This window comes from Fonticella tunisiensis (genome assembly GCF_004364155.1).
Taxonomy (GTDB): domain Bacteria; phylum Bacillota; class Clostridia; order Clostridiales; family Caloramatoraceae; genus Fonticella; species Fonticella tunisiensis.
Map to the genome: position 1 here is coordinate 81,652 of NZ_SOAZ01000009.1, position 14,795 is coordinate 96,446.

14 protein-coding genes and 1 other annotated feature are annotated in these 14,795 nt (G+C 38.2%); of the genes, 5 read left to right on the forward strand and 9 right to left on the reverse strand.

Going from position 1 to position 14,795, the window contains the following annotated elements:
• The 3 genes from dapB to dapD all read left to right on the forward strand — a co-directional run bounded on the left by dapB (nt 1) and on the right by dapD (nt 3,053).
• On the forward strand, nt 1-759 hold the full coding sequence (gene dapB, locus EDD71_RS07025) for a 4-hydroxy-tetrahydrodipicolinate reductase (protein ID WP_133628063.1): 759 nt from the start codon (nt 1-3) through the stop codon (nt 757-759).
• A gap of 53 nt (nt 760-812) precedes the next feature.
• Entirely contained in the window at nt 813-1,967 is a 1,155-nt protein-coding gene (locus EDD71_RS07030; RefSeq protein WP_133628035.1) for an aminotransferase A, read from the forward strand.
• A 363-nt stretch (nt 1,968-2,330) separates the two neighbouring features.
• The gene (gene dapD / locus EDD71_RS07035) at nt 2,331-3,053 is read left to right on the forward strand and encodes a 2,3,4,5-tetrahydropyridine-2,6-dicarboxylate N-acetyltransferase (protein ID WP_133628036.1); all 723 of its coding nucleotides are present in this window, start codon (nt 2,331-2,333) and stop codon (nt 3,051-3,053) included.
• Nucleotides 3,054-3,074: 21 nt separating this feature from the next.
• Here the strand turns inward: dapD and EDD71_RS07040 are convergent, their stop codons facing one another.
• The 3 genes from EDD71_RS07040 to pdaB all read right to left on the reverse strand — a co-directional run bounded on the left by EDD71_RS07040 (nt 3,075) and on the right by pdaB (nt 5,473).
• The gene (locus EDD71_RS07040) at nt 3,075-3,737 is read right to left on the reverse strand and encodes a single-stranded DNA-binding protein (protein ID WP_133628037.1); all 663 of its coding nucleotides are present in this window, start codon (nt 3,735-3,737) and stop codon (nt 3,075-3,077) included.
• Between the two features lie 144 nt (nt 3,738-3,881).
• Nucleotides 3,882-4,478, reverse strand: coding sequence for a Mur ligase family protein (locus EDD71_RS07045; RefSeq protein WP_133628038.1), 597 nt, complete (start codon nt 4,476-4,478; stop codon nt 3,882-3,884).
• Nucleotides 4,479-4,699: 221 nt separating this feature from the next.
• Nucleotides 4,700-5,473, reverse strand: coding sequence for a polysaccharide deacetylase family sporulation protein PdaB (gene pdaB / locus EDD71_RS07050; protein WP_133628039.1), 774 nt, complete (start codon nt 5,471-5,473; stop codon nt 4,700-4,702).
• Between the two features lie 445 nt (nt 5,474-5,918).
• Between pdaB and EDD71_RS07055 the strand changes: the two genes are divergently transcribed.
• Together EDD71_RS07055 and EDD71_RS07060 are read left to right on the forward strand one after the other, a co-directional pair.
• Nucleotides 5,919-6,161 carry an alpha/beta-type small acid-soluble spore protein gene (locus tag EDD71_RS07055; protein ID WP_133628040.1) on the forward strand — a complete coding sequence of 81 codons (243 nt, stop codon included), beginning with the start codon at nt 5,919-5,921 and terminating at the stop codon, nt 6,159-6,161.
• A gap of 96 nt (nt 6,162-6,257) precedes the next feature.
• A complete protein-coding gene (locus tag EDD71_RS07060) occupies nt 6,258-6,779 on the forward strand; it encodes a DUF4364 family protein (RefSeq protein ID WP_133628041.1) in 522 nt (173 codons plus the stop codon).
• A gap of 20 nt (nt 6,780-6,799) precedes the next feature.
• On the opposite strand, the gene EDD71_RS07065 is transcribed toward EDD71_RS07060, so the two are convergent.
• The 6 genes from EDD71_RS07065 to EDD71_RS07085 all read right to left on the reverse strand — a co-directional run bounded on the left by EDD71_RS07065 (nt 6,800) and on the right by EDD71_RS07085 (nt 14,644).
• Nucleotides 6,800-6,991 (reverse strand): hypothetical protein, encoded by a 192-nt coding sequence (locus EDD71_RS07065; RefSeq protein WP_133628042.1) that lies wholly within the window; start codon nt 6,989-6,991, stop codon nt 6,800-6,802.
• Between the two features lie 127 nt (nt 6,992-7,118).
• Complete coding sequence (locus EDD71_RS07070; protein ID WP_133628043.1) at nt 7,119-8,423, reverse strand: bifunctional folylpolyglutamate synthase/dihydrofolate synthase; 1,305 nt, start codon at nt 8,421-8,423, stop codon at nt 7,119-7,121.
• A 59-nt stretch (nt 8,424-8,482) separates the two neighbouring features.
• A complete protein-coding gene (locus tag EDD71_RS07075; RefSeq protein ID WP_133628044.1) occupies nt 8,483-11,134 on the reverse strand; it encodes a valine--tRNA ligase in 2,652 nt (883 codons plus the stop codon).
• Nucleotides 11,135-11,145: 11 nt separating this feature from the next.
• A complete protein-coding gene (locus EDD71_RS15270; protein WP_166636379.1) occupies nt 11,146-11,319 on the reverse strand; it encodes a hypothetical protein in 174 nt (57 codons plus the stop codon).
• 35 nt (nt 11,320-11,354) lie between these two features.
• Nucleotides 11,355-11,565: a binding site (T-box leader), on the reverse strand.
• A gap of 52 nt (nt 11,566-11,617) precedes the next feature.
• The gene (locus EDD71_RS07080; RefSeq protein ID WP_133628045.1) at nt 11,618-13,174 is read right to left on the reverse strand and encodes a hypothetical protein; all 1,557 of its coding nucleotides are present in this window, start codon (nt 13,172-13,174) and stop codon (nt 11,618-11,620) included.
• A gap of 951 nt (nt 13,175-14,125) precedes the next feature.
• Nucleotides 14,126-14,644 (reverse strand): hypothetical protein, encoded by a 519-nt coding sequence (locus tag EDD71_RS07085; protein WP_166636380.1) that lies wholly within the window; start codon nt 14,642-14,644, stop codon nt 14,126-14,128.
• Nucleotides 14,645-14,795 lie beyond the last annotated feature (151 nt).

Genomic DNA, 14,795 nt, shown 5'->3' on the forward strand with positions numbered 1-14,795 from the left:
ATTATGAAGGTTTTATTGCACGGTTGTAATGGAAGAATGGGTCAGGTTCTGACAAGAATCATATCAGAAACCCCTGGCATGGAAGTTGTATGCGGGGTTGACAAAAATTTTGACAGGATAAAAAACCCCTATCCAGTATACGAAAGCCTGGATAAGGTAGCTGAAAGTGTTGACGTACTTATAGATTTTTCAAATCATCTGTGCCTTGATGATATACTTCGCTATGGTATAGAAAAAAACGTTCCCCTTGTAATATGTACAACGGGATTTTCGCCTGAGGAAAAGAAAAGGATGTTTGAAGCATCAAAGAAAATACCCATACTAAACTCATCCAACATGTCAATTGGCATAACCCTTTTACTTTCCCTTGTAAAGCAGGCTGCTTCAGCACTTTATGGGGATTTTGACATAGAGATAATTGAAAAGCACCACAACCAGAAGCTCGACTCTCCAAGCGGAACTGCCCTTATGATTGCAGATGCAATAAACGACTCCCTTGAAAACGGTTTGGAATATGTTTATGGAAGACATTCTAAAACTCAGAAGAGGGAGAAAAAGGAGATAGGGATACATGCTGTAAGGGGCGGTGCAATAGTTGGAGAGCATGACGTTATCTTTGCAGGTCCCGGGGAAATCATAGAGATAAGCCATACCGCACTGTCAAGGGATGTATTTGCCCACGGAGCTGTAAGGGCCGCAAAATATATCGTTGGTAAGGAAGCTGGATTGTACAGTATGAAGGATGTAATTGAAGGATAGATCAAATCTGACCTGGCAGCGCCAGGTCAGATTTATATAGGAGGTAAAAGATTATGGAAGAAATGCTGAATGAAGATGTCCGCGGTATTAAGATATCGGGGATAAGAAAATTTTATAATATGATAGCAAACTATAAGGATGCAATTTCTCTTACAATAGGTCAGCCGGATTTTCCTACACCAGATCATATTAAGGAAGCTGCAAAAAAAGCAATTGATGGAAATAAAACGATCTATACGCATAACGCAGGGCTTATTGAGCTGAGAAAGGCTGCAGGAAATTTTCTATATAATAAATATAAACTTTCATACAATCCTGAGGATGAAATAATCGTTACAAACGGTGCAAGCGAAGCTATCGATATTGCACTAAGGACGATTTTAAATAAAGGAGATGAAGTAATTCTTCCAGGCCCAGTTTATCCAGGGTACGAGCCCATTATAAAACTTTGTGGGAGCATTCCCGTACATATAGACACCAGGGATAATGGGTTCAGGCTTAACGCTGAGCTTATAGGTAAGGTCATAACAGATAAAACAAAGTGCATAGTACTCCCATATCCCTCCAACCCAACCGGGCGCGCAATGGATAGAAACGTCCTTGAGGATATTGCACTACTATTAAGGGACAAAAATATATTCATATTATCGGATGAAATATACAGTGAGCTTGTATACGAGGGAGAACACTGTTCCATTGCATCCTTCCCATGGATGAGGGAAAAAACAGTGGTTATAAACGGCCTTTCAAAATCCCACTCCATGACTGGCTGGAGAATTGGATTCACCTTTGCACCTGCTTACATTACAAAACATATGCTTAAGGTTCATCAGTATAATTCAACCTGTGCCTCCTCCATAAGCCAGTATGCTGCCCTCGAGGCCCTTACAAATGGTATAAGCGATTCAAAAGCCATGCGAGACGAATATAAAAGGCGTAGGGATTACGTGTATGACAGACTTGTGTCAATGGGATTTGAGGTTGAAAGGCCTGAGGGAGCATTTTACATATTTCCCTCAATTCAAAAGTTTGGGATGAAGTCCCTTGATTTTGCCCTTAATCTTTTGGAAAAATGTGGTGTTGCAGTTGTGCCTGGAGATGCATTTTCGGAATATGGAGAAGGATATGTAAGGATTTCATATGCTTATTCCATGGAGGTACTTAAGGAGGCCCTTGATAGAATCGAAGGATTTGTTTCTTTAGTTTGACAAATAAATATATCAATGTTATATTATATTAAATCCTAATATAACTTGTTGTGTTACTCTGAAAAGTCCATTGGAATAAAAGAAGAAAAAATAAACAGGAGGGCGCTGCGATAAAAAATATATTTCATTCACCAGCACGCTTAGCAAAGAAGTTCTAAGGCTCGGGATTTGAAAAATGTGAATTTCATATATTTTTTATCGACCCTTAGTTGCTGCAAAAGGTTAAGGTAAATATAAAAGCTTTCTTAGCTTAATTGTGGTGAATATGGTTTCATGCAGAGCTAATTCTTTACTAGTACAACAAGTTAATATAGATATATTTATCAATTGTTATACTAATATTATACCAAGGAGCGTGTTTATATGGAGCTTAAAAAGGAATATGATCTTACTAATCCCTATGAAATTGCAAAATTTATTAAGGAAGCTAAAAAAGCTACGCCTGTAAAGGCCTATGTTGATGGAGATCTTAAGGGTATATCCGAAGACGGTATAGAAATATACGGCGAAGGCAATTTCTATGTATTGTTTGGAGAAAGCAGTGCTGTAGATGATTTCCTACATAAATATAAGGATGTTATAAAAAAATATAAGGTTGAATATGACAGAAGAAATTCAGCAATACCACTTTTAGATATAAGAAACGTCGAAGCTAGAATTGAACCCGGAGCGATAATAAGGGACAGGGTTTCAATAGGAAAAAATGCTGTTATTATGATGGGTGCAGTTATTAATATTGGAGCTGAAATTGGTGAAGGCACCATGATCGATATGAATGCCGTTGTTGGCGCAAGAGGTAAGATAGGAAAAAACTGCCATATAGGTGCAGGTGCAGTTATTGCAGGTGTACTTGAACCTCCAAGCAAGGAACCCGTTATAATAGGAGACAACGTCCTTGTAGGCGCCAATGCAGTAATACTTGAAGGAGTTAAAATAGGCTCAGGCTCCGTTGTTGCTGCAGGTTCTGTTGTTACAGAAGACGTTGAAAGCGGAGTGGTTGTTGCAGGAACTCCTGCAAGGGTTATAAAGCGTGTTGACGATAAGACAAAGGATAAGACTCAGCTTCTTGATGATTTAAGAAAATAGAGTCTGTGTTTTGTACAGACTCTATTTTTCATTATTGTCTGCTTCAACCTCTTCCTTATCCTTATCGCCTATGCTTTCCATCTTTGAAATGGATACCTCATAGGCAACCCTTTTTACAACGTTGTCCTCAGAAAGCTTCTTTTCATATTCCCTGCTTTGAATTCTTCCCCATACCTTGATATGGGACCCTACCTCAAGAAGGCTTGAAAACCTTGCATTTCTCCCCCAGGCAATAATCGGTATGTAATCTGATTTGTTGTATGGCCTGTTTACTGCAATTAACAGGTCCGTTATTTCCCTCCCAAAGGGCGTAGTTCTGTAAATCGGAGGTTTGCATATAAAACCATCCAGAAATATCTGGTTGGGACTTTTTGAAATTTCGTTGATGTTTTTTACATCCCTGGCGAATACCGTTAAAATAAGCCTGTTGGCCCCATCAACAAACTTGTTATAGGATCTTAACTGTCCTTCGATACTGATAAGGCTTCCTATGTCCATATTGAGCGACGCAATTAATCTTTCGGAAACGGTTACAGGTAGTATGTCCATCGCTTCACTAAGCCTTGGAACCTCCACCTTGGTATTGTAGAACCCTTCTCCATACATTTCATGGCTGAATGTAAGTCCTTCTACAACCCTGCCCTCGATGTATACTTTGTTAGTTTGCAACAAGTTGTCTACCATTTACCCATCCCTCTCCCTTCGTATTTTCAACTAAATAAAAATGATTTCTAAAATATAGATATTAAGGAAATGGGGAAAATATGACCAAATTTTTTTATTATTGCAAATTGTTTGCTGAATACTAATGACCTTAATCTGGATAGTTTAAATCCTCAGCTCACCAATCACCAGCAAACATGTAAAGGCAGCTAAATAATAGTACACGTCGTCGTAATTTCCTATAACTTTTACAGGTTTTTCGAAGGATTGTACTATTGAATTTGTCAGCGTATATATTCCCCTTTGAAGGCAGTAACTGAAGTATAAACCATCAACTTCCTGAATGCTTGATGCCGTAACAGTTGTTTTTCCATTCAGCCCGTAGGTAATTGGATAGACTTTATCACATGTAAAGTTTATTTGCTGTATTGAATCTGAATCGAATATTATATATCCATTTTCCTTTATGCTTTTTATTAAGCTCTGGATCGATTGTAAAAGTTCCTCATTTTCCTTCTTCAGGGTTGTTATTATGAGTATGTCGAATTTTATTTTATCCAGGTGTTTTCCAAGTATATCCTCCCTTGATATTTCAATTATTACATAGTCAATCTGGTCCGTAAATAACTTCATAAACTCTTTGACGCTGTCTTCCTTCGTACCTATTATATAAACTCCCTTGCCTACCTTTATAAGCTCCTTTTCAATTATTTCTGCAACTGCAGATTTTCCCCTGCTTCCTAAAATTCCAATTGTCACCATACAATCACCCCGGGTTGTTTTCTTGTTATATTGCTCATAAAAGGATAAATTTATTCGTCGATGCAGGTAAATTATATGGCAGCAATTTTTATTATTTTATATATTCTGCATTTAAACTCCTTTCCCTTCTACATTGAAGGTCTATTTATATACGAAATTAACCTATGTAAATACACACACTCCATTCATTCGACAAATTTAATATAATTTTTATACTTACGTTATTGTTTTACAGGCCTCTGCCTTCCGGTATGATCAATATAGTAGTTTTCTTTATATATTAATTCTGATATTTTCACAAACTCATAGCCCTTTTTCTTAAGATCCTTTATAATTTTATCTAAAACCTTTGGCGTCTGCTCTGCATTATTATGAAAAAGTACTATGGAACCGCTTCCTACTTGATTCGTAACCCTGTTTATTATAAATTCCTCCCCGGGGTTTTTCCAATCAAGGGAGTCCACATCCCACTGAATGCAGTAGTGGCCTGCTTCCTTAACTGCCTTAACAACATCGCTGTTATAATCTCCAAAGGGAGGCCTGAAAACTGACGTTCCCACCCCTGTGATGTTTTTAATTTTATCGCTTGTTATAAATATCTCTTCCTTCATTTTCTGTACATCAAGCTGCGTAAAGTGGGGATGGGTTGCAGAGTGATTTCCTATTTCATGCCCCATATCATATATCCTCCTAACTTGATCGGGATATTTATCCACCCAGCTTCCCACCAGAAAGAAGGTAGCCTTCACATCGTTCTTTTCAAGTATTTTTAAAATCTCATCTGTATACTCTGAGCCCCATGCTGCATCGAAACTGATGGCAATCTTTTTGTCATTTCTTTCTACAGAGTATATAGGTATATCCTTTCGGGTATTAACAAGCACATCTATGAAATTAAATCCTTCACCAAGTGAATATATGACCGAAACGGTAACTATACAAAAAACAAGCATCAAATTTATTATTATTGAACGTTTAACATAAAAGACCTTCAAAATTTCCTTCCTCCTCCAAGCATTTCAATATATTTTATTATAATGGATTATATTTAATTACTTTAACTCGTTGCGCCAGACAAATTTACAGATCGATGCTGCGATAAAAAATATATTTCATTCACCAGTACGCTTTGCAAAGAAGTTCTAAGGCTCGGGATTTGAAAAATCAAGAACTTTCGTTAAACTCGCCTTGCTTAAGTCACGAAAGTTCTAGGATTTTTCTGCATCCCTTCGCCTAGAACTTCTAATTGCCCGCTTTATGTGAATTTCATATATTTTTTATCTCCGCTCAGCTCCTAAACTAGCACAACAAGTTACTTTATATATCTCCTTTGCCAGCAAATTACTAACATATATATTAAAATCCTGCACATATTAATATTACAAAACATGATAAATGTTTTTCCCCCATGGAAAAATATACATATAAGGAGGAATGGAAATGGCAGCAGGACAAAGAGGATCTGGAAGGACACAGCTGGTTCCAGAAGCCCACAGTTTACTTGATAACATGAAATATGAAATAGCAGCAGAGTTTGCTATTCCAGTTCACCAGGGTTCTGAAGACTACTGGGGCAATATAACTTCAAGGGACTGTGGAAGAGTTGGAGGAACAATGGTTAAGAGATTGGTACACCTTGCTGAAAAGCAGATCCTTCAGGGAAATAGACCAGAGAAAATATAGACAAAGGCCCTCTGATGAGGGCTTTTTTTCTTGATACTTTTTATTCTATATTGTTATAATAAATATATAGTCCTATAATATCAAGGAGGCTTCCATATGTTCAAAAATACTACGGAACTTGCAGAAAACAAGCTCCTTTTATTATATATATTCGACAAATTGAATATTCCACTGTCCAATTCCCATATTACTCAGATAATACTTGAAAACAACCTCATTGACTATTTTTCTCTTCAACAATATCTGTCGGAACTAATAGAGAGCGGATTTATAAAAGATACAAAAGAAGACAAGTGGCATATGCTTACCATAACTTCAAGGGGCAAAGATGTATTGGAGTTTTTCTACAACAGAATACCTGAAAGTAAGAAGGATACAATAGATAAATATATAAATAGCCATATATCAAGTATAAAGAAGGATATAGAGGTATTCTCAGAGTATGAACCTCTGGGAAACAGCAGGTTCATGGTAAATCTTAAGCTGAGGGAAGGCGAAGATATTCTTATTGACCTCAAACTTCCGGCATCTTCAAATGATGAAGCAAGGCACATTTGTGGAGTATGGAAGAAAAATTATAAGGATATATATGATAAATTAATGGATTTTTTCAAATAAAATAGCGTCAGAAGCTGGCGCTATTTTAGAATTTTATCTATTAAACCTTCTACATCGCAGCATAGATTCATTTCCTTAGCAATCTTTGTATAATCATTACAAATCTTCTTTGAATATTCAACAACAGCCTTTGGGAGTCTATTTTCAAATTTAAGAGCCAGGAAGTATAGCCTCTGGGACTTTTTAACCATCTCCAGCGTTTCACGTTTCAAACGGTTTCCTCCACACAAGTGCTTATATATTCAATATATTGCGGATTTTCAAAAAAGTGTACAAAGTATATAAATTTTACAAAAAAATTTGCACGGCGGTGAAGGGGTTAACTTGTTCAGAATTCCTTTAAAACGTTTCCCTATTTAAAAGCACTCTTAAAATCCTCCTGGCAGCTCCAATCATATACAGGGATCCACAAAATAGAAGTACTTCGTCCTCCCCAGTAATTTCAAGACCAATTTTTACCGCATCCTCTATAGAATTTACAGCCAGAGCATCTCCACCGCAGCCCTCAATTACCCCTTTTAACTCTTTAGACGAAAGGGCCCTTGGGCTGTCGGGAGCAACTGTTATGAAGGATTTAGTGATTTTCAAAAGCTCATTAACCATATGGATATAGTCCTTATCCCTGAGCATTCCCGTTACTACCCTTACTTTTTTATCATGGAAGTATTTTTTAATCGATTTTACAAGTACTTCCATGCCCTGCATGTTGTGGGCGCCATCAAGTATTATGCAGGGAGCTTTATTTACAACCTCAAACCTTCCCGGCCATATTGCGTTCTTAAGACCGTTATATATAGAGCCTCCGGAGATTTCATATCCCATTTCCCTCATGGCTTCTATGGCTGCAATAGCTGTCATTGAATTCCTTATCTGATGTTCGCCCAACATTGACAAGTGAAGGTTTTTATATGTGCTCTTACCCTTTACGTTAAATACTATTCCATCAATGGAGTTTTTTACTATTTCATAGTCATAATCCTCTACTAGATATACCGGAGCGTTCTTATCCTTTGCAACTTTTAAAATAACCTCCATGGCTTCGTCTTCCTGGGGATAGATGACAACAGGAACGAATTCTTTTATGATGCCTGCCTTTTCAAATGCAATTTTCGAGAGAGTGTCTCCAAGTATGTTGGTGTGATCATAACTTATTGTTGTTATGACAGATAAAACCGGTTTCACCACATTAGTTGCGTCAAACCTTCCTCCCAGGCCTACTTCAAGAACTACAAAGTCTGCCTCCTGCTCCTTAAAATATTTAAAGGCACATGCAGTTATTATTTCAAACTCTGTGGGGTGTTCAAGCCCTTCAGATATGGCCCTTTCTATGTTAGGCTTTATTTCTTCAACGAGCCTTGCAACGTCATCTTCGCCTATTTCATTTCTGTTTATTTTAATCCTTTCTGTGAACCTTTCAATATATGGAGAGGTGTATATACCTACCTTATATCCCTGCGCCATGAGTATTTCAGATATAAATGTAGTTGTCGAACCCTTTCCGTTGGTGCCTGCAACGTGTATGAATCTCAAATCCTTTTCAGGGTTTCCAAAAAGCTCACAGAGCCTTTCAATCCTCTGAAGACCCAGATTCATTCCGAATTTTCCCGTATTTTCTATAAATTTAAGGGCTTCATTATAATTCATGCCTTCACCTCTTTCGAATATAATTATTGTGGATGCATCAAAGCATCCACAATAATTACCTATATTAAACTGTTTAACCTTTCAACAACCTTATTCAGCATCTCCTGATACTTCTTCTTCTTTTCCCTTTCTTCGTTTACTACCCTCTCCGGTGCCTTTGAAAGGAATCCTGGGTTTGACAGCTTTTTATCTACCCTCTCAACTTCCCTTTCAAGCCTTTCCTTCTCCTTTGTGAGCCTTTCTATTTCCTTCTCCTTATCTATAAGGTCTTCCATAGGAATGAATATTTCCCCACCGGAAATTACAACTGAAACAGCGTCGTGAGGGATTTCCTCCCTTGATGGGAAAAGGGTTTCAGAGGTTGAAGCGAGCCTTTCAAAGTATATTTTTCCTTCCTCAAAGGCATTTCTTGCATCGTCTGATGCTGGTATTATCATAAGCTTTGCCTTTCTTGAATTTGAAACGTTCATTTCAGCCCTAATATTTCTAATAGACCTTATAGCCTCTATAATATGGCCCATAGCTCTAACTTCTTCTTCAAAGTTTTTAGCCTCATCATATTCAGGCCATTTTGAAACCACAATGGATGGAGTTTCATCAGTTAAATGATGATATATTTCCTCCGTTATAAAGGGCATAAATGGATGGAGAAGCTTTAGGCTGTCTATTAGAACTTCCCTAAGGGTTATCTGGGCCGAGGCCCTGCTCCTTTCATCATCTCCATAGAGCCTTGGTTTTACAAGCTCAATATACCAGTCGCAAAGCTCTGTCCATATGAAATCGTAAATCTTTTGGGCAGCTATTCCAATTTCAAACTTGGTCAAGTTATCTGTAACCTCCTTAACAACTGTGTTGAGCCTGCTTACAATCCATTTATCAGCTGAGTTTCTAAGGCTTTCAATGTCTTCTTCGTACTTTTTCATCAGGTTTTCATCGAGGTTCATGAGGGCAAACCTTGCAGCGTTCCATGTCTTGTTTGCAAAGTTTCTTGCAGCCTCAACCCTTTCCATATAGAATCTCAAATCGTTTCCCGGTGAGTTTCCAGTTGCCAGGCTGAACCTCAATGCGTCTGCACCGTACTGCTCTATAACCTCAAGTGGATCGATTCCGTTTCCAAGGGATTTTGACATCTTCCTTCCCTCTGAATCCCTTACAATACCGTGAATCAGAACCTTTTTAAAGGGCACCTCTCCCATCTGCTCAATCCCTGAGAATATCATCCTTGCAACCCAGAAGAATATAATGTCATAGCCCGTTACAAGGACGTCCGTTGGATAGAAATACTTTAAATCCTCAGTGTTATCTGGCCATCCAAGGGTTGAGAATGGCCACAGGGCTGAGCTGAACCATGTGTCAAGCACATCATCATCCTGACGGAGCCTGTGGGAGCCGCATTTTCCGCAGGAGGCTGGTTCATCCACCGATACTATAACTTCTCCGCAATCATCGCAGTACCACACGGGGATTCTGTGCCCCCACCACAGCTGCCTTGATATACACCAGTCCTGAATGTTTTCCATCCAGTTGAAGTATATTTTTGAAAATCTCTCTGGAATAAACTCCACCTTGCCTTCCTTAACGGCTTTAATGGCGGGCTCTGCAAGGGACTTCATCCTTACGAACCACTGCTTTGAAAGGAGTGGTTCAACTACTGTTCCACACCTGTCGTGGCTTCCAACGTTGTGGGTGTGCTGTTGTACCTTAACAAGAAGGCCAAGTCCCTCAAGGTCATTGACGATTGCCCTTCTCGCCTCATATCTGTCCATTCCTTCGTATTTTCCTGCCCTGTGATTCATTGTACCGTCTTCATTCATAACAACTATCTGTTCAAGGTTGTGCCTTAGCCCTACTTCGAAGTCATTTGGATCATGGGCAGGCGTGATTTTAACTGCTCCCGTTCCAAACTCCATGTCTACGTATGAATCTGCAATCACCGGTATTTCCCTGTTTACAAGTGGAAGTACAAGAGTTTTTCCAACAAGGTGCTTATACCTTTTATCCTCAGGGTTTACGGCTACTGCAACGTCTCCAAGCATAGTTTCAGGCCTGGTGGTTGCAATTATTATATATTCATCGCTGTCTTTTACAGGGTATTTTATATGCCAGAAATGGCCCTCCCTTTCGCTGTACTCTATCTCTGCATCTGAAATGGCTGTCTGGCATTTTGGACACCAGTTTATAATCCTGTTTCCCTGGTATATAAGGCCCTTTTCATAAAGCCTTACAAAAACCTCCCTAACGGCTCTGCTTAAGCCGTCGTCCATTGTAAACCTTTCTCTGGACCAGTCGCATGAAATCCCCATCTTCATAAACTGATTTTTAATTCTGCTTCTATATTCCCGTGTCCAGTCCCATACCCTTTCAAGGAACTTTTCACGCCCCATTTCCTTCTTGTTTAATCCCTGCTTTGCAAGCTCCCTTTCAACCCTGACTTCAGTTGCAATGCTTGCATGGTCCTCTCCTGGAAGCCAGAGGGCTGAATATCCCTGCATTCTCTTCCACCTTATTAATACATCCTGCAGGGTGTTATCAAGTGCATGCCCGAGATGAAGCTGACCGGTTATATTTGGCGGCGGCATCATTATGGTAAAGGGCTTTTTATCAAAATCCACCTCCGGGGTGAAATATCCACTTTCAAGCCACTCGTTGTAAAGCCTTTCCTCAAAATCCCTTGGATTATAGGTTTTAGCAATGTTTTTGCTCTCTTCCATCGTAATCCCTCCTATATAATATCAAATATTCTCAAAAATCCAATTAAGCCGATTAAAAGTCCGATGAGTTTTACTGTTAATATCCTTTTATCATCGGCATTTTGTTTAAAAACTTTAAATATATGCTTAGTTCCATAGACCATTATGGAACCTATAAGTATTAAAAGTATACTTATAAAGTCCATATTTATCACCCCCAAATAAAAAGCCCCACCGTCCAAAAAAGGACGGAGGGACCGCGGTACCACCTTATTTCCGGCTGAAGCCGGCACTCATATCTATAACGGTTAAACCGTCCCATCCTACTAAAAATTCAGATGGAAAGCTCGGAAGCTACCTTCGGCAGCCATTTCCTTAGAAAGCCTTTCAGCCGGTGGGCTCTCCTCTCTTTAAGGATGTATCCGCCTACTCCTCTTCGTCATAACCTTTATATATATTTTTAATAAATATATTAAAATACATAGATTTTTTTGTCAACAACTATTAAAAAATAAAGGGCACGAAAAGCATCAACGTTAAAACTGCATCTATTAATACTGACTTTGTATAGCTTATAATGGGCATTGAGTCCATATCCCTATTATACTCTATGTATCCATAAAGAAAGGTGACAAAACTAAGGATTAATGCGGCAGCAGCTCCTGCAGCCGGGGTTGAAAGCACCCCTGACATCAAACCTCTGTACTGGGTATAGAAAACTTTATTTATAACATATAGTTTAATAAGCGCCGTGAAAATGTATGTTGCTGAGAAAAATATTTTTTTCTTGCCCCTGGTGAGTGCATGTGCAAAAAGGGTCATGGTTGAAGCCAAAACCTCACCAATAAGTATCCACCTCATCCCTAAAACAAATAAATACGCAAGGCTGTAGATGGCCTGAACCAGGGTGTCTCCTGCAGCTTCCTTTACCTCTGAACTCCTTATGCCATTAAACCTTTCTTTAAATGAATCATCCATGGATGTCATATATACATTATATTTATCGTTTCCAAAATAGTCACAGAATATAGCTGTACCATCGGCCCAGGCAGGAAATACTGTAGCTTCTTTCGTTCTGGTTACGAAATTGTATTCTGATATTTTTCCATCTTTAAAGACAAAATCTATTATGTCATACTGGGCATTCTTTTTACCATATATTCTTTCAGAACCAGCCATAAATTCAGCTCCATCGCCTTGGGGCAGCGATATCGGATTATATATATAATTTATGAAATCTATGTTCAAATCCTTTGTTTGATATCCGCTTCCATCGAGTTTAAAGGAGAGGATTTTAACTTTTCCAAATTGCCCCCTGTTCTTACTCTCAATTAATATATAACCGTATTTATCATCAACACCTATTGCAGTGCCGTTGAAGACTTCAAAGTTATCCTTATTTACTCTGCCTGCCGGCATTACACTGCTTGCTCTGCTATTAACGATTGTAAAATATTTAAAGTTTTGATCGTTATCAAGGAAGGCAACTATGTAACCCTCTTTAGTCTTTGCAGCTGTAAGGTACCCCGAAATATCAGCCTTTACGGAAGTTGTTTCGTTTGTCCTGATATTTCTTACCTCGATTTTGTTTCCGGAGGATATTGCAAAAACATCGTTATCAATTTGTACTGATTCATCTATATCCTTTTCATACCAACTCTCTACAGATTTTAAGCTGTCGTCGAGTTTTATATTGTTTAAAATTTTAACTCCGTTATTCGTTATGATCCAATTAATATATATATTTTTTCCATCATATAAAAGGTTTAGGTTTCTCACCAGGGTGTCATTGGCCTCGACAGTCTGTTCCTTTAGCTTATTTCCAAGTTTGTCTAAAATAAATACCCTTATTTTATCCCCATCATCGTGGGCCAAAACATAGTTATCGTTAACTTTTATAATCTTTGGATGTGATTTTATTCTGCCCTGGGAAATAAGAACTTCCTTACCCCATTTGTTGGATGGAGGTTGTATTTTGATATTATAATTCTGAAAAAAATGGAAAATCAATATTAAAATAAGCATTATTCCAAATGCCAGTCTGAAGCTTTGTTTTTTCATTAGCCCATCCTCCCAAAAGACCTGGGGTAGTATCGATTTTACCCGTTTGGTCTCAATCATAAAATGTAACTATCTACTATATTATACATTATTAAGCAATGAGTTACTATAGAAATTACCATTTGTGCAGATATTCATTAGCCTGTTTAAACTATTTGATTTTACTTGTCGTGCTACTCTGAAAAGTCCGTTGGAATAAAGCATAAAATATCTACAGGAGGACGCTGCGATAAAAAATATATTTCATTCACCAGCACGCTTAGCAAAGAAGTTCTATGGCTCGGGATTTGAAAAATCAAGAACTTTCGTTAAACTCGCTTCTCTCAAACAAACGAAAGTTCTAGGATTTTTCTGCATCCCTTCGCCTAGAACTTCTAGTTGCCCGCTTTATATGAATTTCATATATTTTTTATCTCCGCTTAGGTACTGCAAAACGTCAAGATAAACATAAAAGCTTTCTTAGTTTAAGTTTAGATTATTACTATTGAAACTGTTTTCATAATATTGTAGTGAATTTTGTTTCATGTATAGCTACTCTAAAAAGTCCATTGGAATAAAGGTAGATAATATCTACATGTAGGTGCTGCGATAAAAATATATTCCAGCCGCTGCTACGCTTAGCAAAGAAGTTCTATGGCACCGGATTCGCAGAGCTTAAGTAGGCTTATGAACTCGCTTACGCTCAGACACCACGAACCCTTCTAAGGCTCTGCTTCGTCCTATGTGCCAAGAACTTCTAATTGCTTGCTAAAATGCGGCCTGCATATATTTTTTATCTTCGCTTAAGTTTTTGAACTGAAAAGCGGATTAATTTAGAAACTTTTTTCATAATATTGTGGTAAATTTTGTTTCATGCGGAGCTAGTTTTGGCCTTAAAAGGCGCATAGAGGTGATGAGTATCTGGCTTCATCCGCCTGGCAGGTATAAATAAAAGCCAGCACAAGGCCAGCTTTAAGATTTTCTTATCAATATGTATACTCCTGCAAGTATAAGAAGTACCGGCATAAAAAGGGAACGTACATAATGCATAACAAGCCTGTAGAGTTCTGTACCGCCAAACAGGTTGTGAACTATAGCCAGCACTCCAAGAGCAATTAATATCAAAGCAGCTGCATTTAATGCCCTCTTTCTCATCCTGTCTACTCCTCCCTTTGAGAAATCACTAAAATTATGGTAGGAGAATATGAAGTCCGTGTCCTCAACCCTCTCTCCCATGTCAATTCTCCTTGCAAGGTACAGTGTATCAAAGAAAGTAAAGCATCCGAAGGGTATTTGTACAAGGTATGAAAGTCCGCCTATTCCCAGGATGTTAAACAGAGGTTCTATAAGTAAAAACAGCACCAGCGCCTGAACTCCCCTTTTAATAAGTCCAAGGTACATATAGCCAACGCCGGGAATCAATGCAGCTAAAAAAGTTAAAAATCCACTTCTTCCCATTGTATCACTCCTCAAAACTTTTTTCGTCTTCATTATCTTTATCAATCATTATAAAACTTTTTCCACTTTCACCTGCTGTGTTGGTTCTTCTATATTAATAAGCTGTGATAAAAAATATGAAGCAAACTGTTTTAGCGAGCAATTAAAGGTTCTTGGCGTGAGGACAGCTGAGAAACCTTAGTAT

Excerpts from the sequence above, each read along its gene's own strand:
- EDD71_RS07030 (WP_133628035.1), top strand. The coding sequence starts at position 813 with ATGGAAGAAATGCTGAATGAAGATGTCCGCGGTATTAAGATATCGGGG.
- dapD (WP_133628036.1), top strand. The coding sequence starts at position 2,331 with ATGGAGCTTAAAAAGGAATATGATCTTACTAATCCCTATGAAATTGCA.
- EDD71_RS07040 (WP_133628037.1), bottom strand. The coding sequence starts at position 3,737 with ATGGTAGACAACTTGTTGCAAACTAACAAAGTATACATCGAGGGCAGG.
- EDD71_RS07045 (WP_133628038.1), bottom strand. The coding sequence starts at position 4,478 with ATGGTGACAATTGGAATTTTAGGAAGCAGGGGAAAATCTGCAGTTGCA.
- EDD71_RS07055 (WP_133628040.1), top strand. The coding sequence starts at position 5,919 with ATGGCAGCAGGACAAAGAGGATCTGGAAGGACACAGCTGGTTCCAGAA.
- EDD71_RS07060 (WP_133628041.1), top strand. The coding sequence starts at position 6,258 with ATGTTCAAAAATACTACGGAACTTGCAGAAAACAAGCTCCTTTTATTA.
- EDD71_RS07070 (WP_133628043.1), bottom strand. The coding sequence starts at position 8,423 with ATGAATTATAATGAAGCCCTTAAATTTATAGAAAATACGGGAAAATTC.
- EDD71_RS07075 (WP_133628044.1), bottom strand. The coding sequence starts at position 11,134 with ATGGAAGAGAGCAAAAACATTGCTAAAACCTATAATCCAAGGGATTTT.
- EDD71_RS15270 (WP_166636379.1), bottom strand. The coding sequence starts at position 11,319 with ATGGACTTTATAAGTATACTTTTAATACTTATAGGTTCCATAATGGTC.
- EDD71_RS07080 (WP_133628045.1), bottom strand. The coding sequence starts at position 13,174 with ATGAAAAAACAAAGCTTCAGACTGGCATTTGGAATAATGCTTATTTTA.
- EDD71_RS07085 (WP_166636380.1), bottom strand. The coding sequence starts at position 14,644 with ATGAAGACGAAAAAAGTTTTGAGGAGTGATACAATGGGAAGAAGTGGA.